Here is a 21,888-nt window from a genome sequence, read left to right on the forward strand (position 1 = left end):
ATTATGACGGAGGAATCCTGTCAAAAGCTATCGGATTCCGTTTCGCCGGCGGATTTCAGCGGGCAAGCGTCATCAGTGCCGGCAGCGACCCCAGCATGATAAACGTTGAGAGCGCGACCGTTTTCGACGCCAGGTTCACGTCGCAGTCGTATTCGTTCGCTAAAATAACGTTCATCGCGCCGCTGGGCAGGCCGCATACCATGATCAGTACCGCAGTCAGCGTCGGATCCAGCCGCAGCGGTTTCAGGACCAACGCCGCAATTGTCGGGAGGACCGCCAGGCGGACGGCGGTCAGGATCCAGGCGAGCCCATCGGTAAAGAAGCTCAGGAAGCGGATCGACGTCATCCGGCAGCCGATAATCAGGAGTGAAATTGGCGTCATCATGCTCCCCATTAGCTGGAAGCAGTCGGCGATCACGTTTGGAAGCTTGACCGGAGAGACGAAGAGCGGAATCGCGAGGAACGAAGCGACGATCCCCGGATCGGTCAGGATCGACCGGACGACGTTTTGCCGCTTGCCGGAGATATATGTCTGCGCGAAGCCGAGGAAAAAGAACTGGAAAACCAGATTGAATATAACCGTATAAATCAATCCGGTCGGGCCATATAGTTCTTCCGTGATCGGAAATCCGAGGAATCCGACGTTCTGAAACGTTCCGAGGGTTACGAAGATTTTTTTCGTTGTCTCCTGAAGCTTCGTGAAGCGCATGATCAGGATCAGCGCGGCGATCGCGAACGCGTAAAAGGCGACCGCGAACAGGGCCGCGTGAGCCAGGTTCAGCGACATACCCGGGTCGAACGTCGTATTCGCGGACCGGAGGATACTGAACGGAAGAATCACGCGCATCAGGAACGCGCCTAAGTCTTTTTCCAGCCGGGAAGAAATCGTATGCGTCTTTCGCAGGATATACCCGATCAGGATCAAAAGAAAAAATTTCGTCAGAAGTACAACCAGCGTCGTTTCCGTATGGCCTCCGATTTTGATCCGAATGCGGTTAAGTTTACAATAAAATCAACTTTGGAAGCTTCTGACAGGCGGGGAACGATGATTGTTCGGCGGGACGGGCGAGAGTATAATTCGGGTATGGAGCTTCAACCGTCGTCGATGATTTTAGTTGCGCTGATGCCGAAGGCGCGCGACATGGAAATCGCGCGTTTATTCGGCTGGTACCGGATCCCGATGAAATCCGCGCCGAAGATTTTACGCGTCGACTATATCGCGTTTTATCAGACGGCGGATTTCGGCGCGGATCGGGCGGGCCGGATCGAGCGGTACGCGCCGGTCAACGGCGTCGAGCTGACGACGCGGTCGGAGCTTTTCCGGGATGAGCGGGATCATCCGCGCGCGAACGAGTATTACTATAAGATTCAGCTCGGCGCGCTCCGGACGCTTCCGACGCCGATTTTAGCGGGTCGATGGCGGCGGTTCCTTTTTATTTATACGAACGGGCGGCAATTTCTCTCAGCAAAAACGATTCAGGATCTGGCGGTTACCGGGGCTGAGCATAAGGTCTTCTGGCAGTCGCTCCGGGAGCGCGGGTTGAGCGGGCCTGGAACGGAATTCCCGTTTTCAACCGAGGACACGGGGAGCGCTTTAACTGCGTCAGGCGAGCTGATGTACCTGCTGGGGAATTTAGCTATCTCGAATATAAACTTTTCAATAAATGATATGGAGAAAAAACCATGAGCTTAAAGATTATCAAGAACGGTACGATTGTAACGACCGCGGAGACGTACAGCGCGGAAATCCTGATCAACGGCGAAGTTATCGAGGCGATCGGGCGTGATTTTGAACGGCTTCATCCCGAAGCCGAGGTGATCGACGCGGCGGGGAAGTACGTTTTCCCCGGCGGAATCGATCCGCATGTGCATTTGGATTTGCCGATGCCCGGGACGGTTTCAAGCGACGATCACTATACCGGGACGAAGGCGGCGGCGTTCGGCGGGACGACGACGGTGATCGATTTTGCCAATCATGATTGTCCGTCGCTGGTGGAGAGCATGTTGACGATCAAACGGAAGGCCGATCCGATCGTTGCGGTCGATTACAGCCTGCACCAGAATTACACGCGCTATAACGAAGAGACGCTGGCGGAGATTCCGAAGCTTCTCGAGTACGGCGTCCCGACGATCAAATTGTTTACCGCGTATAACGGCCGTCTCCGGACGGTCGACGAGGGCGTTCTTCGCGTCTTGCGCGTTACGAAAGAAAACGGAATGATGGCGCTGGTGCACGCTGAAAACGGCGATATTATCGAGCGGCTTATTCAGGAAGCGAAAGCGGCGGGGCATACCGAACCGATTTATCACGCTGAAACGCGGCCGGACTGGACGGCGACGGAAGCGACGTTCCGGGTTTGCGCGATGTCGGAGCTGGCGGGCGGCGCGCCGGTTTATATCGTGCATATGAACGCCGGAGAGGAACCGGACGTCCTGAAATATGCGCAGTCGAAAGGTATTCCGGTTCATGGCGAAACCTGCCCGCAGTACCTTCTCTTTACCGACGATGAATTGAAGAAGCCCGACGGGGCGAAATGGGTCTTTTCTCCGCCGCTTCGGAAAGCGAAGGACAACGCCGGTCTTTGGAAGGGGATTCAGGAAGGGACGATTCAAACGGTCGCGACGGACCATTGTCCGTTCATGTTCGACGGGACAAAGACGATTTCTTACGAAGGCGAACCGTTTTCCCGCCCGGGAAAGGAATTGGGGCGCGACGATTTTACGAAGATCCCGAACGGACTTCCGGGCGTCGGCGAGCGGCTGATCGCGCTCTGGAATTATGGCGTCCGCGCTGGGAAGATCACGATGAACCAGTTTGTCGCCGTGACGTCCGCGAACGCGGCGAAGATTTTCGGGCTGACGCCGAAGAAGGGGGTTATTCAGCCCGGAGCGGACGCGGATCTGGTGATCTGGGACCCGGCGAAAACGTTCCGCTATTCGGTCGCGTCGTCTCGCTCGCGGACGGATTACAGCTATCTGGACGGCGCGGAGATCGTTGGCGCGCCGGAAATCGTCCTTCTCCGCGGCGAACGGATCGTGGACGGGGACCGATGGCTCGGCCGGAAGGGCGGCGGACGCTTTATTCCGCGGAAGACTTCCGCTTAATTGACGATGTTTTTAGCGGTTCCATGCGGAATTTTACTGTTGACCGGGTTGGTTATTCCGGTCCAGAACCGGCTTCGGGAAAACGTGGGCCTTTCCTGGCTAATCGCGACGGTTTCGGCCGGGGCCGTTTTGGTCTGGTCGATTTATTCCGCATGGATCCCGGATCAGGAAATAACGCTGCTTCCGACGGTTACGGTCGGGTCCTATCCGCTCGTTTTCGTTTTTGACCGCTCGGTCGCGGCGTTGTTTATAACGTTGTCGTCGGTATATTTCATGACGATGGTGACGCTGGTTTCCGAGTTCAGCGTCGATCGGGGAATCGGGCAGTTCCTGCTGCTGATTGCGATTGTTGGGGTCGCGTTCCTGAGCGCCGCGTCGAAAAGTATCTGGAACTTTATTTTTTGTTGGACGCTGTATGACCTGATAACAGGGTCGCGGCAGTTCCGCGCGACAGGCGAGCGGAAAGATCGGGAAGCGAGGCTGGGGTTGTATGGGCTGCGATTATTCGCGGTTTTCCTTTTGACGGTCAGCTTCGCGATCACGGCGCGGAAAATCTGGCTGGCGACGGCGGCGAGCGGGGCGGCGTACATACCGGCTCTCCTCGCGGTTCTCGCGGCCGGGATCCGCAGCGGCGTTCTTCCGCCGCATCAAAGCGGGCTTTCGATTGCGGGGATGCCGCCGAAGGCAGAGACGCTCGGACGGGTCATCGGGATTCTTATCGTCGTTCCGGTCTATCTTCGCGTCGAGACGGCCGGGTTCCCGTCGGCGGTTTTGTCCTGGCTGCGCTTTTTTACGGTTCTGGCGGGGATAGCGGGCTGCGCCGGGTGGCTCCTGTCCAACCGGTCGGAGGTCGGGCGCAACTTTTTCCTGCTGATCTGCGCCGTGTATCCGCTGGCGGGGGCGCTTAGCGGGAGTCCGACCGCGGCGCTGATTTTCAGTGTCGTTTATCCGATCGCGGCGATCGCGATTTATCATCATTTCGCGAATTACGTAGTGATCCGCGTTTTGCTGGTTTTCTTCCTTCTGCTGTTCAGCGGGCTGCCGTTTACGCCGGCAGCGGCCGGCTGGCCATACCTGATCGAAGCGGGGATTTCGTTCTTTACCGCGGGCCTGATCCTGACGCAGGCAGTCGCCATGATCGGGTACGCGTTGTCGATCCTGCGTCCGCGCGCGTATGATCCGGGGGCGACCGACCGATGGACGCGGACCGGCTTCCCGTTTACCTACGCGATCCTTTTCGCGTCAGGCGTTTTCGCCGCTTATACTGGATGGGGCTACGCAGGGAAGGCTGGCGATTTTCGCCTGATGATTTGGACGGGCGGGACAATCTTCCTTTTCGGCGCGTTCTATTATCGTTACCGAACGTCCGAATCGTATCATGATTTGAATCTCTGGGCTCGGGAGGTCGCGGGGCGGACGACGGTTTTCCTGATCCGTCTGATTGATTTTTCCGGTTTTGGTTTCCTGACGCGTCCGGCTTACCGGCTGTTGACCGGAGCGAACGGCCTGATCGCGGCTGCGCTGGAATCGGAGGGCGGGTTGATTTGGGAGATTCTGCTGCTGATTGTGATTCTGGTTGGCGTGGCGGCGGGGACGGTATGACGACGTTCGATTGGGCGGCCTGGGGCGGCGTGGCGCTGACGTTGATCGGTTCGTTTTCCGTCTTCCTGATGAGTTCGGAAAAGGAGGTTCAGCCGCGCCTGATCGCTTATATGATCGTTTTTTTTGGCGTTGGTCTGGTTTTCCGGCGTTCGTTCTCGACGCAGCTGGTTTTTGCGACGGTTCTGACCGGAACGATCAGCGCGGTTATTCTCGGCGCGCCGAATTTCTCGCGTCCGTTCCGCTTCCCGGCCCGGATGTCGCGGAGCGTATTGCTGATGCGGGCGTTGATCGGGCTGATATTCGCCGCGGCGGTCTGGCTTTATCTTCCGCGGTTCGCGAACTGGCTCCCGATCGTGACGGAAACGCTTTTGAGTTCGATGCTGATTTTTGTATTCGGGCTGCTGACGTTCGGGCTGGGGACGCGGCTGATCGATCGTTTTTTCGGGCTGCTTTTCCTGACGCAGGGATTCCTGATGATGTATGTGTCGCTGGAAAAATCGACGGCCGTTTTCGGTTTTCTCCTCTTCTTCGAACTGGCGCTGGCGTTGCTGGGATCATATTGCCTGACGAACGCGGACGGCGAGGGCGAAAGGGGGCTGTCGGATGAAGCGGGCGGACCCGAATCGATTGGAGGCGAATGAACGCGCCGACGCTTTTTATATTCATCCCGTTTATTTTCGGCGCGCTGGAGTTTTTTTTCGCGGAAAAGCGAAAGCTGATCGCGGCGCTGAGTTTGCTGATCTGCTTTTTTTTAGTCGGCGTATCGGCGTCGATTCCGATCAACAGCATGATTATTTATGGGGAAAATTCGCTGATCTATACGTCGAGCACCGATATCTTCGGAAGAACGCTGGCGCTCGAACGGTCGCAGCAGCCCATTCTTTCGTTTTTCTACGCGGTCGCCGCGATCGGGATTCTTCTTTCGCTCGCGATCCCGTCAAGCCGGTTTTTCGTCCCGGCCGCGTTGACGACGACGGCGATGGTCGTGACGGTTATCGCGGTCAAGCCGTTTATCTTCGGGGCGATGATGGTCTTTCTGGCGACGCTGATGATGTTCCCGCTGCTCTGGAACGAGCGGCGCGGCACGGGCGACGGATTGCTGCGGCTTGTCTTCTGGCAGCTGATGGGCATGATCCTGCTTTCGCTCGGCGCGTGGCTGGCGACGCTCGTCGATATCAATCCGACGAATCGGGGGCTGATGCTGCGGGTCACGCTGATCCTTTTTCTCGGACTGGCCTTTTGGCTCGGTTTTTTCCCGACGCATTCCTGGCTGGGAATGGTTCTGGAGGTAAGCTGTCCGTTTATCAGCGGCTTTCTGGTAACGCTGCTCCAGTTCGCTTCGCTGTATATCCTGCTCAATTTTATGAATTCGTTTATCTGGGTACGGACGAACGCGACGTTCCTGTTCGGGTTGAAGAATCTTGGAATGGTCATGATGATTCTGGGCGGGATTGAAACGCTGACGCAGCGTTCTTTTCAGCGTATTCAGTCAGCGGTTTATCTTGCTGAAAACGGCGTGGCGCTGATGCTGCTGGGGTTCAGGACGCCGGAATCGCTGACGATCTTTTTTTCGCTGCTGTTTATCCGCGTCCTGTCGGGAATATTCTGGGCGACGGCGAATAAATCCTACCTGAGCGGCGAGCGTGCGCGGGAAGCGGGGACGGGCGCCGGTTCGAATCGTCCGGCGACTGTTTTCATGATGATCCTTGCTTATTTTTCGATAACCGGTTTCCCGTTTCTGGCTTCCTTCCCGCTCAAGGTTTCGTTTTTATCGCTTTCATTTTCGCAATCGGAAACGATCGGGGGGCTTGCGTCGGCCGGTTGTTTGCTGCTGACGATTGGCGGATTCCGTTATGGGTACGGACTGCTGGCCGGGCTGCGCCGGTCCGTCCCGGCGGCGGACGGGGACGAAACGCAGCGGGCCGAAGCGGGCGAACGCGAACCGGGAGACATGAAGCCGTCGGACGACGAGAGCCGCGGACTGAAATTCGCGTTTTATGGGGGCGGAGCTTTCCTGATTTCGATCCTGCTTTATCCGGAGCTGTTGAACGCGTTTCTCGTCGGAATCCGGAATCATTTCTCGCTGATCGTCGGCGGCTGAGGATTTGAAAAGTCGCCGCTGAATCTTCGGAGATAACGGTATAATTGCTTTATATTTTTGGGAGTAACAGACTTTTATGGCACAATCCTGGAACCGAACGGTTGATGACGGCTTCGTCGACATGGAGCAGATCATCAAGCGGCTTGAATGGCTCGATAACGAGCGCCGGAAAGATAAGAGTCGGATTACGGCGTTGGAAAGCCGGATAACCGACCTGAATACGAACCATTCTCTTTTACAGAGCGAGATCAAGGACCTTCAGGAAGAATTCGCCAGGTTTTCGAGTTTTCAGAATCGGATCGACCTGTTGGATCATCAGATTTCCCAGCTGCGGATCGACGCCTTCCGGCAGATTGAAGAGCGCGATAAGACGCATACGGAACGCGAAAAGGAGATCGATAGCGCGCGCCGGAACGGGCTGGATTCGGCGAATCGGACGCTCAGCGAGCTTCGGAAGTCAATCGAACCGCTTCAGGAAATCCGAAAGACGCTCCTGACGCGGAACGAGGAATATTTCCGCCTGAACCGCATGATTGAGGAGGTCAATTCGCGGATTGAATCCGCCGCGCTTGATAAGGAAGAGTACAACCGATTTCAGAAGACGATCGAAGAAAACCGGAAGCAGGACGCGAAGCGCGTTACCGACGTGCATACCGAAATGGGGGCGTACCGCAAGCGGATCGACGAGATGCGCGGACGGGTGGACTTGGTGAACGATAATTTGCGTAAGGTTGAACAGCGCATGAACGAGCTTCTCTCGTCGGAAAGCGAGCGGAAGCAATCGTCGATTTCGTTCCAGGAAAAACAGTCGCTGACGCTGCTTGAATTCGAAAAGACGTGGCAGGAGTGGAAGAAGGCGTTCGACGAAATCGTCGTTAAGGCGGCAGGTCTCGAAACGCAGATGCAATCGATCGAGAATACGCAGCGATCCGTCAAGCGTTCGCAGGATACGCTCGACGAGGTTACGAATCGTTTCGACCGGCGGACGAACGAGCTGGTCGAGATGGAACGGCTGATGGAAGAGAAACTGCGGCAGGAATGGTCAACGTTTAAGGAAGACAATCAGAAGCGTTGGCAGTCTTATCAGCTCGGACAGGAAGAAATCCTCAACGATCAGAAGCGAACGGCCGACGTGCTGCAAACGCGGATACAGCTGATTGAGGATAATTACGCGACGCAGATGGACGACGTTAACCTGCGGGACGAATTATACGTTTCCCAGATGCAGGAGCTGTACACGATGGTACGCGGTTGGCTCGAAAAAATGGGCAAAACTGACTAACAACATAAGGGAATCGATTCATTCATGAAGAAAATTACTGTTATTGGGACTGGTTATGTCGGGTTGGTCACCGGCGCGTGTTTCGCGGATTTAGGGAATTTCGTAACGTGTCTGGATATCAATGAAAAGCGGATTTCGGACCTGCGGGCGGGCGTGATGCCGATTTATGAGCCCGGGCTTGACCAGATCGTCGAACGGTCTTACCGCGCCGGCCGGCTGAGGTTTTCGACGGATTACGCTGAGGCGCTGAAAAACGTCGAGATTATTTTTATTGCGGTCGGGACGCCTTCCGGCGAAAACGGTGAAGCGGATTTATCGTACGTCGAATCCGCGGTGGAGCGGATCGCGGAGGTCGTCGAGGGGGCGTTTATTATTGTCGATAAATCGACGGTTCCGGTTGGCACGGGCGATTGGATTGACGACATGCTCCAGCATCACGCGAACGGGAAGACGTTCGATTTCAGCGTCGTTTCGAACCCTGAGTTCTTACGCGAAGGATCGGCGATCGGCGATTTCATGCGTCCGGACCGCGTCGTTCTGGGGTCGAAGAATCCGCGCGCGGTCGACATGATCGAAGAATTGTACGCGCCGCTGCGCTGTCCGATCGTGAAGACCGATATCCGAACGGCTGAAATGATCAAGTATGCGTCGAACGCGTTTTTAGCGGCGAAAATTTCGTTTATTAACGAGATCGCGAATATCTGCGAAAAGGTTGGAGCGGACGTGATCGACGTCGCCAGGGGGATGGGGCTGGATAACCGGATCGGGCCGAAGTTCCTGAACGCCGGGATTGGCTGGGGCGGGAGCTGCTTCCCGAAGGACGTAAAAGCGCTCGCGCATATCGCGCGGGAATACGGGACCCAGCCGCAGCTTCTCGAAGCCGTTATCCGGATCAATCAGACCCAGCGAATGCGCGTCGTTGAAAAGCTGGAAACGCTCTTCGGCGACGTAAAGGGGAAGCGTATCGGAGTTCTTGGGCTGGCGTTTAAGGCGGATACCGACGACATGCGCGAGAGTCCGGCGGCGGATATTATCGGGATTCTCGTCAGGAAGGGCGCTGTCGTTCGAAGCTATGACCCCGAGGCAATGGAGCAGGCGCGATCGCTGGTCCCCGCGGAGGTGACGCTCTGCGAAAATCCGTATCAGGTTGTCGAAGGCGCGGACGCGCTGGTCCTGGCGACGGAATGGAACGAGTTTAAGCAGCTCGATTTTGATAAGGTCTCGAAGCTCATGGCGCAGAAAATCGTTCTCGACGGACGGAACCTCTGGGATCCGGAGCTGCTGACGTCGATGGGGTACCGGTATTTCGGCGTGGGGTTGGGGAAATATACGATTTGATCTTTTAATTCCGGGAATAAAAAAAGCGGGACGCGGGCGTGAGACGGCTTCCTCAGGTCAGATTCTGGCCTGATTTTCAGAGGCAGCTCGCAGCGCGATCCCGCTTTTTCGTACGCTGGACGCGTTATTCTTCGCTCAGGCGAACCAGGAAGTAGTTTTTCTTTCCGCGGCGGAGGACGAGGAACGCGCCTTCGATAAAGTCCGATCGGGTGACGATTGCGGCCGCGTTGTCGGCGCGATGATTATTCAGGTAGATTCCGCCTTCGGCGATCGCCCGGCGCGCCTCCCCTTTCGATTTCAGGAAGCCGCTCGTCTCGCTCAGGAAGGCCGCGAGGTCGACCGGCGCGCCGCTCAGCTCGGCGGGACGGATTGTCTTCGACGGAACGTCGGCGAAGATATCCTGAATATCGTCGGCGGAAAGGCCGTCGATATCGCCGCCGAAAAGAGCCGAGGTCGCCTGACGCGCCTTGTCGAGCGCTTTCTGCCCGTGCATCAGGTACGTCATCTCTTCCGCTAAGGCCCGCTGCGCCGCGCGTTCTTCGGGGCGGTTCGCCGTTTTATCTTCCAGCTCGGCGATTTTTTCCGGCGTAAAAAACGTATAGAAACGGATAAAGTCGATGACGTCGCTGTCGTCGGCGTTGAGCCAGAACTGATAGAACTTATATGGCGAGGTTCGTTTCGGATCGAGCCAGACGGCGCCGCCGGCGGTCTTCCCGAACTTCGTCCCGTCTTTCTTTTTGATCAGCGGGTAAACGATCCCATAGGCCGTTTGTCCGAGTTTCCGGCGGATCAGCTCGACGCCGGCGGTAATATTCCCCCATTGATCCGAGCCGCCCGCCTGAACCGTGCAGCCGTAGTTTTTATACAGGTGATAAAAGTCGTACGACTGAAGAAGGCTGTAACTGAACTCGGTAAACGAAATCCCGTTTTCACGGTCGATCCGACTTTTAACCGCGTCCTTCGCGAGCATGGCGTTGACGGTAAAATGCTTCCCGATACTGCGGAGAAAATCGATCAGGTTCAGCTGGTTGAGCCAATCAGCGTTGTTCATGATCCGCGCGGGGTTGGTCTTAACCTCGAAATCGAGGAAGTGCGCTAATTGCTTCTGGATCATTTCGACGTTATGATGAATTTCGTCCGGCCCGAGCAGGTTCCGTTCGTCGGATTTTCCGCTGGGATCGCCGATCATTCCGGTCCCGCCCCCGGCGAGCGCGATTACATGATGTCCGCAGCGCTGCCAGCGCGCCAGCGCGAGCATGGGGACCATATGCCCGACATGCAGCGAGTCGGCGGTTGGGTCGAATCCGTTATACAGCGTTACGGATTGTCCGGCGAGGATTTCCGGTAAACCTTCGATGACATCGTGGACCATGCCGCGGGATTTCAGCTCGGTAAAGATATTTTTTGGGATCGTCATGGGGTTGGTCGCCTTTCGTTAACTTTCGATTGAGAGCCGATAAATATTCGTTTCACGCTGAACGAAGCCGCAGCGCCGGTACAATCGGTTCGCGGCCTCACGGGAGGGGCGGGAGGTCAGGTCGACGGTAATCGCGCCCGCGGTTTTCGCGCGCTCGATCGCGGCTTGAACCAGCCGTTCGCCGATTCCCTGCCCGCGGCTGTCCTCGTCGACGACGACGTCTTCGATCCAGGCGCGGACGCCGGTCGGGATCCGGAATACCGCGAGCGTCAGCATCCCTGCCGCCGCGCTGCCCTGATCTTCCTCGACCGCCATGAGTAAAATCGATGCCTCCCCCCGGATCAGGTCTTTAATTTCCGCGGTCGTCGGTCTTTTTGCAGAAGCGGAAAGCTGCGGGAGGAGGCGGAGAATCGCTTTCTCAGCCGCTTCGGAATATTCGGTTACTTCGATTATTTTCATCTTTTCCTTCTTTTGCTTGCTTTTCCGATCGGAGCCGACCGGAATTGTCCTTGATTATACTATTCAAACGTTGCCACGATTAACAGGCTGGTCAATTTTACAGCTTCGGTCGGCATAGTTATTGCATGAGGTACAATTATAGAAGTTGGCGTTTGTCAAGGTCTATAACGATTGTTGTCGGAGGACAGGATGCAAAAAGGGTTTGTTCGGTTTGTCGGGGTGATTCTGATTTTTTTCGGACTGTTTCAGCTGCTTCCGATGCTGAATATTTCGGTTGTGATTGGAAATTTTAACTTTGTGAAATGGTTCCCGATCGCGTATGTCCTGATCGGGCTGGTCGAGTTCGCGAACGGCGAAAACGGCGGCGGCTGGTTCTGGGGGTTGTTCGCGCTGCTGTTCGGTTTGATTGCGCTGCGTCCGTTGATTGAAGTGCCGCTGCTGAACGCGATCCCGTTAGAGGGGTTCTTTGCGCCGGTTCTGGTCCTGGCTTATGGAGTTAAAACGTTGACGGAAAAATAGCGGATTTCGGCGCGGGACAGGGTTTCATCCACCCGCCGCCGATTGCCGCACAGGGAAATACCTTCCCCGCAGGTCAAAAGTGCAGGGGCTGTTATCGATCGGCAGCTCCGGACGATTCGGAAAAAGCGCAGACCAAAAACGCGGTCTCCGGTCCTTTTACGAAGCGACGTCGGGACCCGGCTGGCTTTCGTTTTTTTCCTCCGATTCCTCGAATTTCCTGACGAAATCTTTTATGCGGCTGAACGTTTCCTGGCTGATGACATGTTCAACACGGCAGGCGTCTTTCGTCGCGTTCGGTTCAGAGACCCCGAGCATCCTGAAGCACCGGGACAGCGTCGTATGCCGTTCGTAGGTGCGTTCGGCGATTTTTCGGCCTTCCGGAAGCAGCTCGATCAGGTTGTTATGATCCATGGAAACGAGATTATTTTCGCGGAACTTCTTCATCGCGATACTGACGCTGGGTTTTGAAAACCCCAGGTAGTTCGCGATGTCGACCGATTGAACGGCGCCATTCTTCTTTTCCAGAATCAGGATCGCTTCCAGATAATCCTCAGCAGATTCTTTGATTTTCATGATCCTCTTCTCCTTTCATGTATTAATAATCATAGCATAATTTGCGGCGACTAACGAGAATGTTATCGAAAGGGGTTGAAGAAACGTCCGCCGTTCGCGAAGGTGATCGCGATCCCGCCCAGGCTCAGCAGCGCGGCGACGATCAGGACTGCGTAATCGGATCGGGTCATCGGCCGTTCGCAGTACCACGTCCGCCGTTCTTTTTTTCCGAACCCGCGCAGGTCCATCGCGTTGGAGATCAGCTCAATCCGTCCCAGCGACGAGAAGATCAGCGGGATCGCGACCTCGGTCAGTCCGGCGATCCGTTTTCGAAGCGGCGCTTCCCGCGACAGGTCGGTCCCGCGCGCCTGCTGCGCCTGCGAAATATTGTGAAGATCGGTCTGAATATCGTCGATATAACGGAGGGTGATCGAGACGGCGTAGCTTATCCGGTAGGACAGTTTCAGTCGGGTTAACGATCCGGCGAATTCGCTTGGGTCGGTCGTGACGATAAACAGGAGCGCGATCGGAACGATCGTTATATATTTCAGCGTAACGTTAAAGAGGTAAAAGAGCTGTTCCCGCGTGACGGTAAAGTTAGTCGTGAAGCGGAAGTATTCCCGCCGGGTTCCATAGATTTCGACGCCCTGTTCCGGGGCGAAAAGATAAATTGTCAGGTCGTTCAGAAGAAGAAAAATCAGGATGAAGAGGACGACGGCTCGGATTTCGCTGAATTTTATCCGCGCAATTTTCAGAACGATGATCGACAGGATCAGCGCCAGACCTAGGACGCGGGTATCGTAGCTGATCATGCAGACAATCGTCCAGAGCAGAAAGACGATCAGTTTCGTCGCGCCGGTGAGGCGATGAACCGGACTGTCTCGATCAATATAGCTTAGCAGGTTGTTTTCAGACGCCATTTCTCCCTTTCTTCGCGGTCGAAGTCGATAAACCGCTGGACGAAGCGGATCGGGTCGGCAATTCCGGACGCTTTCGCGATCGTCAGCAGGCTCGTTTCCTTCAGGTTGGCCTTCCGGATAACGTCGCCGTCGGTCAGGACGCGGGACGGCAGCTCGTCGCAGATCAGCTTTCCGTCGGCGATAACGATCGCGCGTTCGGTATATTCGAGCATGAGGTGCATATCGTGGGTGACCATGACGATTGTCAGCCCGCGCCGCTGGAGATCGACCAGAAATTCCATGATTTCGGTATAGTGACGGAAGTCCTGCCCGGCGGTCGGCTCGTCGAGAAGAAGGACGTCCGGTTCGAGGACGAGGATCGCGGCGATCGTGACGCGTTTTTTCTGACCGTACGAGAGCGCGGAGACGGGCCAGTTCCGAAACGGATACAATCCGCAGATTTTCAGGACCTCGTCGACGCGCCGGTCGATTTCCTGTTTTTCGACGTCGCGCAGCTTCAATCCCAGTCCAACTTCCTCGCGGATCAGGACCTTCGAGAGCATCTGGTTCGGGTTTTGCATGACGTAGCCGATCGAATCGGCTCGGCGGCGGATCGATACGTCTTTCAGGCTCTTTCCGCGCAGCCGGATCTCGCCGCTCGTGGGTTTTTCAAATCCGCAGATCAGCTTGCACAGCGTGCTTTTCCCCGCGCCGTTTTTTCCGACGATCGCGATCATTTCGCCTTTGTGGATCGTGAAGTTAATCTCTTTCAATACTTCGCGCGTATCGTTATAAGCGAACGAAACGTCGTCGAACGTCAGGATCTCTTCTTTTTCTTCGCTCGTTTGAGGAACGTTAATCGACCGGTACCAGCGCTGGATCGGTTCGCGGATTTTTTCGATCGGAAGCTTCGCGACGGACGCGGGGCGAAGCTCCGGCGTAACCGGAACGCCGGCGTAGCGGAGCGCAGTCAGGTAGAGCGGTTCGCGAATCCCGTACTCGCGGAGCATCCCTGAGGCTAAGATCCGGTCAGGCGTGTCGTCGGCGATAACCGTCCCATGATCCATCAGGAAGATCCGGTCGATTCCGCGCCAGAGTACGTCTTCGAGCCGGTGTTCGATGATGAGGATGGTTTTGCTCTCGTCCTGCGCGAGGCGGTCGATCAGTTCGATCGCGTACTGGCCGGTCGCGGGGTCCAGGTTCGCGAGCGGTTCGTCGAAAAGAAGAATATCGACGTTGTCGATCAGGACGCCAGCCAGCGCGACGCGCTGTTTCTGCCCGCCGGAGACTTCCTGCGGCGTGGATTTGAGATGGTGATCGATGTCGACGAGGCGGGCGACCGCTTCGACGCGCGGGATCATTTCGCTCTGCGGGACGCAGTCGTTTTCCAGCGAAAACGCAATATCTTCGCCGACGGTCTGACCGACGAACTGCCCGTCCGAATCCTGGAGCACGGTCCCGATCATCTTCGATCGGTCATAAATTACAGTGTCGTTTGCGACGGAACCCTGAATTTCGATCGTTCCGGTGATCTTACCTTTGTAATAATGCGGGGCGAGACCGTTGACGCAATGTCCCAGCGTGCTTTTCCCGCTTCCCGACGGGCCGAGGATCAGGATTTTTTCGCCGGCGTAAACGGTTAAATTGATATCTTTGAGCGTTGGTTTCGCTTGCGCAGTGTAATGAAAGGAGAAGTTTTTAAATTGAATGACGGGCTGTTTCATCGGCTTTCCGGTCGAAGCTGCGTTTGGACGCGCGAACCGCTCGGCGGAAAGCCTGTCCAAACCTGCGTGGGAAGCGGGCGCGCGATCATCTATGATAACGATCTGATTCGGAACTTTTCCCGGTTTGGGAGGTTAATTCAGGCGAGGAAGCGGGAGAGCGTCCCCGCTTCCTCATCCCGCCACGCTCAGGTTTGAGCGCCAACACGTTCCAAATTGTATAGCGTTACCGTAGAATGGAAACCGGTCCCGCTTTTTCCTGACGAGGAGCGTTTTTTTTATTCTTCCCGAAGACTTCCGGACTGGGTTCGCGTTTTCGAGTAAGCGAACAGGAAGAGCGAGCCTAAGATCAGGATGGAAAGCATGTTAGCGAGGCTGGCCGCAGCTGCCTGACTGAATACTTTCTGCGCCGGTTCAGCGTAGATCAGCATGTCGAGCCCCGGAGCGATCAGTCCCCAGGCGATGGCGTTGCCGATGATCTGGAAGACGTTGAACGTAATGAAATCGGAGAGCTTCGTTTCGCCTCGTTCGATCGAGAGCCGGTTCCAGCAGGAGCCGACGATCGCGCCCAGCGCGATTGAGCCGACGACCCAGCTCCACCAGACGCCGCCGTAGAAGAGCATATCGGTCAGCGCATGACCGATCAATCCGATCAGCGCGCCGGCGATCGGGCCGAAGAGCGCCGCCATGAATGCCAGGAACGGATACGCGGTCGAAATATTCGTATTCGGAATCGGGGTCGGGATTGAAACGAAACGGTTCAGGACGAGGAAGATGGCTGAGCCAATGCCTATCGCAACAATGGTTCGGGTGTTCAATTTCATTTTGGTACTTTTCCTTTCCGGTTTTCTGTTGCCTGAATTATACTTAGAATTATCAGAAAAAACGTAATTCTAAAAATAATAAGCTCCCGGTTCCCCGTTCCCGGAACCATTCCCGCCGCCGAGATACGCAGCCTGAACCTTCGGATTGTTGAGCAGCTCTAAACCCGTGCCGGTTAAAACGATTTCGCCCGTTTCGAGGACGTAGCCGCGATCGGCGACCGCCAGCGCCATTTGCGCGTTCTGCTCGACGAGGAGAATCGAGGTGCCCTGAGCGTTGATATCGACGATGATATCGAAGATCTGCTCGACGAGGATTGGAGAAAGCCCCATCGACGGTTCGTCGAGGAGCATTAAGTCCGGATTCCCCATCAGCCCACGTCCGATCGCGAGCATCTGCTGTTCCCCGCCGGAGAGGGTGCCGCCGGCCTGGCTTCGCCGTTCTTTCATCCGCGGGAAGAGTTCGTAAACGCGGTCAAGGTCGCGGCGGATCTGCGCCGGGTCGTTCTTGAGGAACGCGCCCATCTCCAGATTTTCCTGCACGGTCATTTTCGGGAAAATATGCCGTCCTTCCGGGACCTGAACGAGGCCCTTTCGAACGATCTGATCGGTGGGGATACTGGTGACGTTTTCGTCCTGATACGTAATCGATCCGCTGGTAATTTCGACGACGCCGGAAATCGAATTCAGCGTGGAGCTTTTCCCTGCGCCGTTCCCGCCGATCAGCGCGACGATTTCGCCGCGATTAACGGTCAGCGAGATTCCCTGAAGCGCGTGGATCGCGCGGTAATAGACGTTGAGGTCTCGAATCTGAAAGTACATTATGCTTCTCGCTTTCCCTGTTTTTTCCGCTGCGCATATTTCACGACGAGATTTTCGGTTCCCGCCCCGAGGTACGCTTCGATAACGCGCTGATCGTGGCGGATGACCTCCGGGGTTCCTTCGGCGATTTTTTCGCCGTGGTCGAGAACGACGATATGGTCCGAAATGTTCATGACGACTTTCATATCATGTTCAATGAGGATGATCGTGATTTTGAGCTCTGAACGAAGCGTGTTGATCAGCTCGATCATCGCGTCCGATTCATGCGGATTCATTCCGGCGCAGGGTTCGTCCAGGAGGAGCAGGTGCGGATTGTTCCCCAGCGCGCGGGCGATTTCGAGCCGGCGCTGCGCCCCATAGGGAAGGTTTTTGGATAGTTCGTTCGCGTAGCCGGTCAACCCTACGAAGTCGAGGAGGTTGGCGGCTTTTTGAATCGACTGCTTTTCCTCGCGGCGGTTGCGGTAGGTCTGGAAAATTGCGTCGACCGGATTTGAACGCAGCCGCGGCTGCTGTCCGATGAGGATGTTTTCGATGACCGACATGCTGGAGAAGAGCCGGATATTCTGATAAGTTCGCGAGATTCCGAGGTTAGCGACTTCGTCGGTCGGGATGCCGTTGATCGGGCGGCCCTGGAAGAGGACGGTTCCCGAGTCGATTTTATAGAAGCCGGAGATGCAGTTGAAGAAAGTCGTTTTTCCGGCGCCGTTCGGACCGATAATTGAAAAGATCGACTGATACGGGACTTTGACGTTGACGTTATTCACGGCGGTCAGCCCGCCAAAGTTGATAATAATATCTTCGGTTTCGAGGATATTGAGACGGCGAGAGGGGGCGGCTTCGCTCATGGCTTCAGTTCCTCCTTCAGCTTTTCCAGATTTTTATCCGGCTCCGCGTAAATTTTCCTCCTGCGGATCGGGAATAATCCTTCCGGCCGGATAATCATCATCGCGATCAGCAGTACGCCGAACACGACCATCCGGTAGTTTTCAAGATCGCGGAGAAGCTCGGGAACGCCTTTGATCATGAACGCTCCGATCAGCGCGCCGGGGATCGACCCCATGCCGCCGACGACGATGACCGCGAGCGAGTTTACGGAGACCATGAAGACGAAATCGCCCGGCCCGATATACGTATTCCGCGAGGCGTAAAGCGCGCCGGCGGCTCCGGCGATGACCGCGCCGATAATTACGGCGAGGACTTTATAGCTCCCGACGGAAACGCCGCAGGCCTGCGCAACGGTTTCATCCTCGCGCATCGCTTCCCAGCTTCGCCCGACGCGCGAATATTGGAGCCTGTAAACGACGTAGAGGCAGAGCGCGAACAGGAAGATCATCACATAAAGGAAATATAGATTATCTGGGATGGGTTTCCCGAAGAGCCGGTCGATGAACTCGAATCGTCCCGGCTGCCCGATGTCTTTGATCCCCTGCGGACCGCCGGTAAAGTCGGCGAGCAGGTTTGAATTTACGAGCGCGCGGACGATCTCGGCGAACCCAAGCGTCACGATCGCCAGGTAATCGCCGCGCAGGTTCATAATGGGCAGCCCGACGATGACGCCGCCCAGCCCAGAGATGACGAGGGCGATAATGAACGCGAGCGGAAATGAGAATTCGAGCCCGAGCGGCTTTGGCGCGGTCAGCAGCGCGAACGTGTACGCGCCGATCGCGTAAAAGGCGACGAAGCCGAAAACGAGCTGACCTGAGAGTCCGACGATCAGGTTCAGCCCGAGGCCCAGGATCGCGTAAATCAGGATCAGTCCGAGGACGGAAATCCCGTAGGGACTTAGAACCAGCGGGAGCGCGAGGCAAAGCAGGATGACGATAACGGGGAAAGTCATCCGAACGGTTTTGTTCCTGCGGATGCGGCGGATCGCTTCGTTTCCGGCGACGCTTTTCTGAAGCGCGCGCCAGGATTTCGCCGGCTGGTCGGTCGTCTTGAGGATCCAGGCAAGGACTCCGCCGCAGAGCGCGCCGGCGGCGGTCAGCCCGATGTAGACGGCGATCATGCGGGGGATTTCGAGCCCAAACGCGGCGGTCCGGATTGCATCGGGAGACATCATGTCTAAATAGGCGCGGATTTTTACTCCGTCCGCGTTTAACCTTCCAAGAACCGCGTTCAGCGCCGCGATCAGGACGCCGGCGCAAACGCCGAGCAGGAGCGACTGGCCAAGGCTGCGCCCGAGCGACGGTTTGGCCGTTCCGGGACGGTAGAGCGACCGGATGTAGCTGAGCGCTGCGAAAAAGGCGACGAGCGCGACGACGCCGGCGTAAAACGCCGGAGAGGACGTTTTGACTTTATCGTTCGACGTCAGCAGCTTTTCAAGCATGATCCCAAGCGCGGCGGTCATGTTAATCAATTCAAGGAAAATGAGAATGACGCCGGCGAGAACCCCTTTTATCGCCGCGTTTCCGAATGAATTTTTCATGTCAGACTTTCTCCTGTGTCGATAGGTTTCGGGTAAAGAGGCCGGACGGTTTAAGGATCAATACGAGGATCAGGATCGAGAACGCGATAACGTCTTTCAGCTGGAAATCGATTCCGAGAAAAGCCGGGCCGATCGATTCGACGATCCCCAGGATCATTCCGCCGGCCATTGCGCCCGGGATATTTCCGATTCCTCCGAGGACGGCGGCCGTGAAAGCTTTGATCCCCGGGAGGAAGCCGACGTAATGATTAAAAAGGCCGTTATGGATCCCCCACATGACGCCGGCGGCTCCGGCGAGGAAACCGCTGATAATAAACGTCTGGCTGGCGACCCGGTCGGTATTGATCCCCATCAGCTGTGCGGTATTTTTATCCTGCGACACGGCGCGGATCGATTTCCCCAGCCTGGTTTTCTGAACGAAGAGGTATAGCGCGATCATCAGGATCAGCGCCAGAACGAGGCTGAAAACGCCGGTCTTGGTAATCACGATCATGCCTTCGCCCATTTCGATATTCCAGCCGCTCCCACGAGCGAGGATACCGGGGTTTTTATAGGTTTTCTTTGTCGCCCCGAACATCAGTTGCGCGGCGGTTTCGATAAAAATCGACGCGCCGACGGCGCTGATCAGCGGGGCTAATCGGACCGGAGAGTTTCGCAGCGGTCGGTATGCGATTTTTTCGAGGAGGAACCCACTGAGCATTGAGACTGACGTTCCGATCAGGAAGGCGACCGCGATCGCCAGGACAGGGTAGGCGTTCATGAAATTCGATTCGCCGATTTGCCATGCGTCAAGCGCTTCGAACGTAAAAAATCCCGCGAAGCATCCCAACATCATGATATCGCCATGGGCGAAGTTAATCAGCGCCATGACTCCGTAAACGAGCGTATAGCCGATCGCGATCAGCGCGTACATTCCGCCGACGATCAGCCCGGTGTTCAGGAAGCTGAGCCAGAAAACCGATCCATAGGTTGGACGGGTGATCAGGATGATCGTCCGGTAAATCAGGAACGATAAAGCGCCGAGACCGACGATTATCCGAAGCCAGTTGATCCGGCGGACGCCGGTCGGCTTCTTTTTGCTCGAAGAAAATAAGTTAAACGCCATGGAATTGCATGTCCTCTCTGTCAGACACAGCTTAAGTCAGCCCGGATTTAGAAATTAAAGATTACCTGAGGAGGGCGTTGTCAAGTCGGATTCAGGTTGGTAACCGCTGCGGCTGAAGTTAATTGTGTCAATTCTACCATTGCCGACGGATCATTTTTCTACAGTAGCAGGATAATGTGACGTAGATAAAATCGGATTCTGCGCTTATACATGTTTGAAAAACCTGCCTCATGAAGACACAGACGAGGCAGGTTTGGCTAACGGGTTTGCGAACGACGGTTATTCGGAGATAATTTCCCATTTGCCGTCGACGACGCGGTAGAAGGTCGGTCCTGACGCGTTGCATTCGCCGACTTCCGAGCATGTGATTTCGCCGGTGATCCCCTGGAACCCGGAGGTCGTCCGAACGGCTTTCACGAGTTCAGCGCGTGGAACATACAAGTTTCCGTCTTCGCCAACGAACGCGACGGAACGGATCCGATCGGCGAGCACCTGAACGGTGTCATACGAGAACCAGGCGAACGAGCTCATCGATCCGGGGACGCGTCCGTATTTTTCCTCGTATTCCGCGTCGAAGGCTAATTTCGCTTCCGATTCTCCCGGAACGGTCGAGGTCCCGATCAGGCCTTCAGCGTTGGCGCCGGCTTTTTCGAGGACTTCGACGCCGAACGCGCCGTCGTCGGAGAAGATCGGCGTTCCGGCAAGACCGAACTGCGCTTTCTGGTTCAGGAGAACAGAGAGTTCAGCCGTGAAACCGCCGTAGTAGATAATCTCGGGTTTTGTTGAGGCGACGGCGGCCAGAACCGCGCCGTAGTCGGCTTCTCCGGCGGTAATCGATTCATAGGCGACCGGTTCGATTCCGGCGTCGCGAAGCGTCGACACGACGGTATCGGCGATTCCTTTTCCGTAGTCTCCGCCGTCATGGATAATCGCGACTTTCGAGAATTTCAGCGTGTTGAGGATGAACTCGGCGGCGAAAGCGCCCTGGGCCGAGTCCTGGAAGACGAGCCGGTTGAAAACGTCGTTGTCTACGGTCAGGTTTGCGCCTGTCGCGGACGGGGACATCATCGGGATAAACGCTTTCTCGAAGATCGGGATGACTGCGGCGGATTCGGCGGTGAAAACGTTTCCGGCGTCGGCGACGAAGGTTGGATCGGTGATCCATTTATTCGCGACCGCGACCGCGGTCTCGGCCGACCCTAACGTGTCTTCCGGGAGGAGCTCCCAGCCGAAGCCTTCGATCGGTTCGAGATTTTCGATCGCTATCGCCTGAGATTCGGTGATGTCCTGTCCGTACATCGCGTATTCGCCGGTAATCGGACCGGCGACGCCAATTTTAATCGTGTCGCCCGGTTCAATCCTGGCGCATCCGCCTTCAGCGTCGCAGCGGGTCATATCGGACTGAGCGGAAACGCTTAGCGCCGAAAAAGCGATCGCGAGCAGCGCGATCCAAAAGACGAGGGAGTTTTTTTTGTGGTTCATTTTTGTTTTCTCCTGAATCAGAGGTATTCCGGTTCGGTCGCTTCAGGTAGGTTGAATCGTTCGTTCCGCCGAGGGCGTGCGTTCATGTTGGGTATGAAATTGACTCCTACGTTTCGAAACCGATTAGGAAAATTCTCTCATCGATAAGAATGAATGTCAAGAAGGGCAGGAAAAAACATGACAACGGCAGAGTTGTTGTAAATTGAAAAGGTATAATGTAGCCAGATCCCGAATATAA

The 21,888-nt window shown here is 56.0% G+C and carries 21 protein-coding genes; 9 read left to right on the forward strand and 12 right to left on the reverse strand.

Annotated elements, in window-relative coordinates:
• Positions 1 to 55: 55 nt before the first annotated feature.
• A complete protein-coding gene (locus tag BEQ56_05265; GenBank protein ID AOH42936.1) occupies positions 56 to 925 on the reverse strand; it encodes a hypothetical protein in 870 nt (289 codons plus the stop codon).
• Between BEQ56_05265 and BEQ56_05270 the strand changes: the two genes are divergently transcribed.
• From BEQ56_05270 to BEQ56_05300, 7 genes are all read left to right on the forward strand, one after another.
• The gene (locus BEQ56_05270) at positions 890 to 1,687 is read left to right on the forward strand and encodes a hypothetical protein (GenBank protein AOH42937.1); all 798 of its coding nucleotides are present in this window, start codon (positions 890 to 892) and stop codon (positions 1,685 to 1,687) included. The genes BEQ56_05265 and BEQ56_05270 overlap by 36 nt on opposite strands.
• On the forward strand, positions 1,684 to 3,105 hold the full coding sequence (locus BEQ56_05275; protein ID AOH42938.1) for a dihydropyrimidinase: 1,422 nt from the start codon (positions 1,684 to 1,686) through the stop codon (positions 3,103 to 3,105). The genes BEQ56_05270 and BEQ56_05275 overlap by 4 nt, the downstream gene beginning before the upstream one ends.
• Positions 3,106 to 4,707, forward strand: coding sequence for a hypothetical protein (locus BEQ56_05280; protein AOH42939.1), 1,602 nt, complete (start codon positions 3,106 to 3,108; stop codon positions 4,705 to 4,707).
• On the forward strand, positions 4,704 to 5,348 hold the full coding sequence (locus tag BEQ56_05285) for a hypothetical protein (GenBank protein ID AOH42940.1): 645 nt from the start codon (positions 4,704 to 4,706) through the stop codon (positions 5,346 to 5,348). The genes BEQ56_05280 and BEQ56_05285 overlap by 4 nt, the downstream gene beginning before the upstream one ends.
• Positions 5,345 to 6,808, forward strand: a complete 1,464-nt coding sequence (locus BEQ56_05290) for a hypothetical protein (GenBank protein ID AOH42941.1) — start codon at positions 5,345 to 5,347, stop codon at positions 6,806 to 6,808. Before BEQ56_05285 ends, BEQ56_05290 begins: the two co-directional genes overlap by 4 nt.
• A 76-nt stretch (positions 6,809 to 6,884) precedes the next feature.
• Entirely contained in the window at positions 6,885 to 8,090 is a 1,206-nt protein-coding gene (locus tag BEQ56_05295) for a hypothetical protein (GenBank protein AOH42942.1), read from the forward strand.
• Between the two features lie 24 nt (positions 8,091 to 8,114).
• Positions 8,115 to 9,428: a UDP-glucose 6-dehydrogenase gene (locus tag BEQ56_05300; protein ID AOH42943.1), complete on the forward strand. Its 1,314-nt coding sequence runs from the start codon at positions 8,115 to 8,117 to the stop codon at positions 9,426 to 9,428.
• 124 nt (positions 9,429 to 9,552) lie between these two features.
• On the opposite strand, the gene BEQ56_05305 is transcribed toward BEQ56_05300, so the two are convergent.
• Together BEQ56_05305 and BEQ56_05310 are read right to left on the reverse strand one after the other, a co-directional pair.
• Positions 9,553 to 10,845, reverse strand: coding sequence for a tyrosine--tRNA ligase (locus tag BEQ56_05305; GenBank protein AOH42944.1), 1,293 nt, complete (start codon positions 10,843 to 10,845; stop codon positions 9,553 to 9,555).
• Positions 10,846 to 10,863: 18 nt separating this feature from the next.
• The gene (locus BEQ56_05310; protein AOH42945.1) at positions 10,864 to 11,304 is read right to left on the reverse strand and encodes a GNAT family N-acetyltransferase; all 441 of its coding nucleotides are present in this window, start codon (positions 11,302 to 11,304) and stop codon (positions 10,864 to 10,866) included.
• 189 nt (positions 11,305 to 11,493) lie between these two features.
• On the opposite strand from BEQ56_05310, the gene BEQ56_05315 reads away from it, so the two are divergent.
• A complete protein-coding gene (locus BEQ56_05315; GenBank protein AOH42946.1) occupies positions 11,494 to 11,823 on the forward strand; it encodes a hypothetical protein in 330 nt (109 codons plus the stop codon).
• A gap of 156 nt (positions 11,824 to 11,979) precedes the next feature.
• Here BEQ56_05315 and BEQ56_05320 read toward each other — a convergent pair whose 3' ends face one another.
• The 3 genes from BEQ56_05320 to BEQ56_05330 form a co-directional block, all read right to left on the reverse strand.
• Positions 11,980 to 12,396 carry a hypothetical protein gene (locus BEQ56_05320; protein ID AOH42947.1) on the reverse strand — a complete coding sequence of 139 codons (417 nt, stop codon included), beginning with the start codon at positions 12,394 to 12,396 and terminating at the stop codon, positions 11,980 to 11,982.
• Between the two features lie 62 nt (positions 12,397 to 12,458).
• Positions 12,459 to 13,295 (reverse strand): hypothetical protein, encoded by an 837-nt coding sequence (locus BEQ56_05325; protein ID AOH42948.1) that lies wholly within the window; start codon positions 13,293 to 13,295, stop codon positions 12,459 to 12,461.
• On the reverse strand, positions 13,271 to 14,998 hold the full coding sequence (locus BEQ56_05330) for a heme ABC transporter ATP-binding protein (GenBank protein AOH42949.1): 1,728 nt from the start codon (positions 14,996 to 14,998) through the stop codon (positions 13,271 to 13,273). Before BEQ56_05330 ends, BEQ56_05325 begins: the two co-directional genes overlap by 25 nt.
• On the opposite strand from BEQ56_05330, the gene BEQ56_05335 reads away from it, so the two are divergent.
• Positions 14,978 to 15,193: a hypothetical protein gene (locus tag BEQ56_05335; GenBank protein AOH42950.1), complete on the forward strand. Its 216-nt coding sequence runs from the start codon at positions 14,978 to 14,980 to the stop codon at positions 15,191 to 15,193. The two genes, BEQ56_05330 and BEQ56_05335, sit on opposite strands and share 21 nt — an antisense overlap.
• An 80-nt stretch (positions 15,194 to 15,273) precedes the next feature.
• Here BEQ56_05335 and BEQ56_05340 read toward each other — a convergent pair whose 3' ends face one another.
• The 6 genes from BEQ56_05340 to BEQ56_05365 all read right to left on the reverse strand — a co-directional run bounded on the left by BEQ56_05340 (position 15,274) and on the right by BEQ56_05365 (position 21,650).
• Positions 15,274 to 15,819, reverse strand: coding sequence for an ECF transporter S component (locus BEQ56_05340; protein AOH42951.1), 546 nt, complete (start codon positions 15,817 to 15,819; stop codon positions 15,274 to 15,276).
• A 69-nt stretch (positions 15,820 to 15,888) separates the two neighbouring features.
• A complete protein-coding gene (locus BEQ56_05345; protein AOH42952.1) occupies positions 15,889 to 16,638 on the reverse strand; it encodes an ABC transporter ATP-binding protein in 750 nt (249 codons plus the stop codon).
• Complete coding sequence (locus tag BEQ56_05350; GenBank protein ID AOH42953.1) at positions 16,638 to 17,483, reverse strand: ABC transporter ATP-binding protein; 846 nt, start codon at positions 17,481 to 17,483, stop codon at positions 16,638 to 16,640. Before BEQ56_05350 ends, BEQ56_05345 begins: the two co-directional genes overlap by 1 nt.
• Positions 17,480 to 18,475: a hypothetical protein gene (locus BEQ56_05355; protein ID AOH44418.1), complete on the reverse strand. Its 996-nt coding sequence runs from the start codon at positions 18,473 to 18,475 to the stop codon at positions 17,480 to 17,482. The genes BEQ56_05350 and BEQ56_05355 overlap by 4 nt, the downstream gene beginning before the upstream one ends.
• A 589-nt stretch (positions 18,476 to 19,064) precedes the next feature.
• Positions 19,065 to 19,976 carry a hypothetical protein gene (locus tag BEQ56_05360; GenBank protein AOH44419.1) on the reverse strand — a complete coding sequence of 304 codons (912 nt, stop codon included), beginning with the start codon at positions 19,974 to 19,976 and terminating at the stop codon, positions 19,065 to 19,067.
• Between the two features lie 471 nt (positions 19,977 to 20,447).
• Positions 20,448 to 21,650 (reverse strand): hypothetical protein, encoded by a 1,203-nt coding sequence (locus tag BEQ56_05365; GenBank protein ID AOH42954.1) that lies wholly within the window; start codon positions 21,648 to 21,650, stop codon positions 20,448 to 20,450.
• Positions 21,651 to 21,888 lie beyond the last annotated feature (238 nt).

The sequence above is a fragment of the Anaerolineaceae bacterium oral taxon 439 genome (assembly GCA_001717545.1).
Lineage (GTDB): Bacteria > Chloroflexota > Anaerolineae > Anaerolineales > Anaerolineaceae > Flexilinea.

What these genes read in the sequence shown, in the direction of transcription:
- BEQ56_05270 (AOH42937.1), top strand. Translation starts at nt 890, where the DNA reads ATGCGTCTTTCGCAGGATATACCCGATCAGGATCAAAAGAAAAAATTT.
- BEQ56_05275 (AOH42938.1), top strand. Translation starts at nt 1,684, where the DNA reads ATGAGCTTAAAGATTATCAAGAACGGTACGATTGTAACGACCGCGGAG.
- BEQ56_05285 (AOH42940.1), top strand. Translation starts at nt 4,704, where the DNA reads ATGACGACGTTCGATTGGGCGGCCTGGGGCGGCGTGGCGCTGACGTTG.
- BEQ56_05290 (AOH42941.1), top strand. Translation starts at nt 5,345, where the DNA reads ATGAACGCGCCGACGCTTTTTATATTCATCCCGTTTATTTTCGGCGCG.
- BEQ56_05295 (AOH42942.1), top strand. Translation starts at nt 6,885, where the DNA reads ATGGCACAATCCTGGAACCGAACGGTTGATGACGGCTTCGTCGACATG.
- BEQ56_05300 (AOH42943.1), top strand. Translation starts at nt 8,115, where the DNA reads ATGAAGAAAATTACTGTTATTGGGACTGGTTATGTCGGGTTGGTCACC.
- BEQ56_05305 (AOH42944.1), bottom strand. Translation starts at nt 10,845, where the DNA reads ATGACGATCCCAAAAAATATCTTTACCGAGCTGAAATCCCGCGGCATG.
- BEQ56_05310 (AOH42945.1), bottom strand. Translation starts at nt 11,304, where the DNA reads ATGAAAATAATCGAAGTAACCGAATATTCCGAAGCGGCTGAGAAAGCG.
- BEQ56_05315 (AOH42946.1), top strand. Translation starts at nt 11,494, where the DNA reads ATGCAAAAAGGGTTTGTTCGGTTTGTCGGGGTGATTCTGATTTTTTTC.
- BEQ56_05320 (AOH42947.1), bottom strand. Translation starts at nt 12,396, where the DNA reads ATGAAAATCAAAGAATCTGCTGAGGATTATCTGGAAGCGATCCTGATT.
- BEQ56_05325 (AOH42948.1), bottom strand. Translation starts at nt 13,295, where the DNA reads ATGGCGTCTGAAAACAACCTGCTAAGCTATATTGATCGAGACAGTCCG.
- BEQ56_05330 (AOH42949.1), bottom strand. Translation starts at nt 14,998, where the DNA reads ATGAAACAGCCCGTCATTCAATTTAAAAACTTCTCCTTTCATTACACT.
- BEQ56_05340 (AOH42951.1), bottom strand. Translation starts at nt 15,819, where the DNA reads ATGAAATTGAACACCCGAACCATTGTTGCGATAGGCATTGGCTCAGCC.
- BEQ56_05345 (AOH42952.1), bottom strand. Translation starts at nt 16,638, where the DNA reads ATGTACTTTCAGATTCGAGACCTCAACGTCTATTACCGCGCGATCCAC.
- BEQ56_05350 (AOH42953.1), bottom strand. Translation starts at nt 17,483, where the DNA reads ATGAGCGAAGCCGCCCCCTCTCGCCGTCTCAATATCCTCGAAACCGAA.
- BEQ56_05355 (AOH44418.1), bottom strand. Translation starts at nt 18,475, where the DNA reads ATGACTTTCCCCGTTATCGTCATCCTGCTTTGCCTCGCGCTCCCGCTG.
- BEQ56_05360 (AOH44419.1), bottom strand. Translation starts at nt 19,976, where the DNA reads ATGTACGCGCTGATCGCGATCGGCTATACGCTCGTTTACGGAGTCATG.
- BEQ56_05365 (AOH42954.1), bottom strand. Translation starts at nt 21,650, where the DNA reads ATGAACCACAAAAAAAACTCCCTCGTCTTTTGGATCGCGCTGCTCGCG.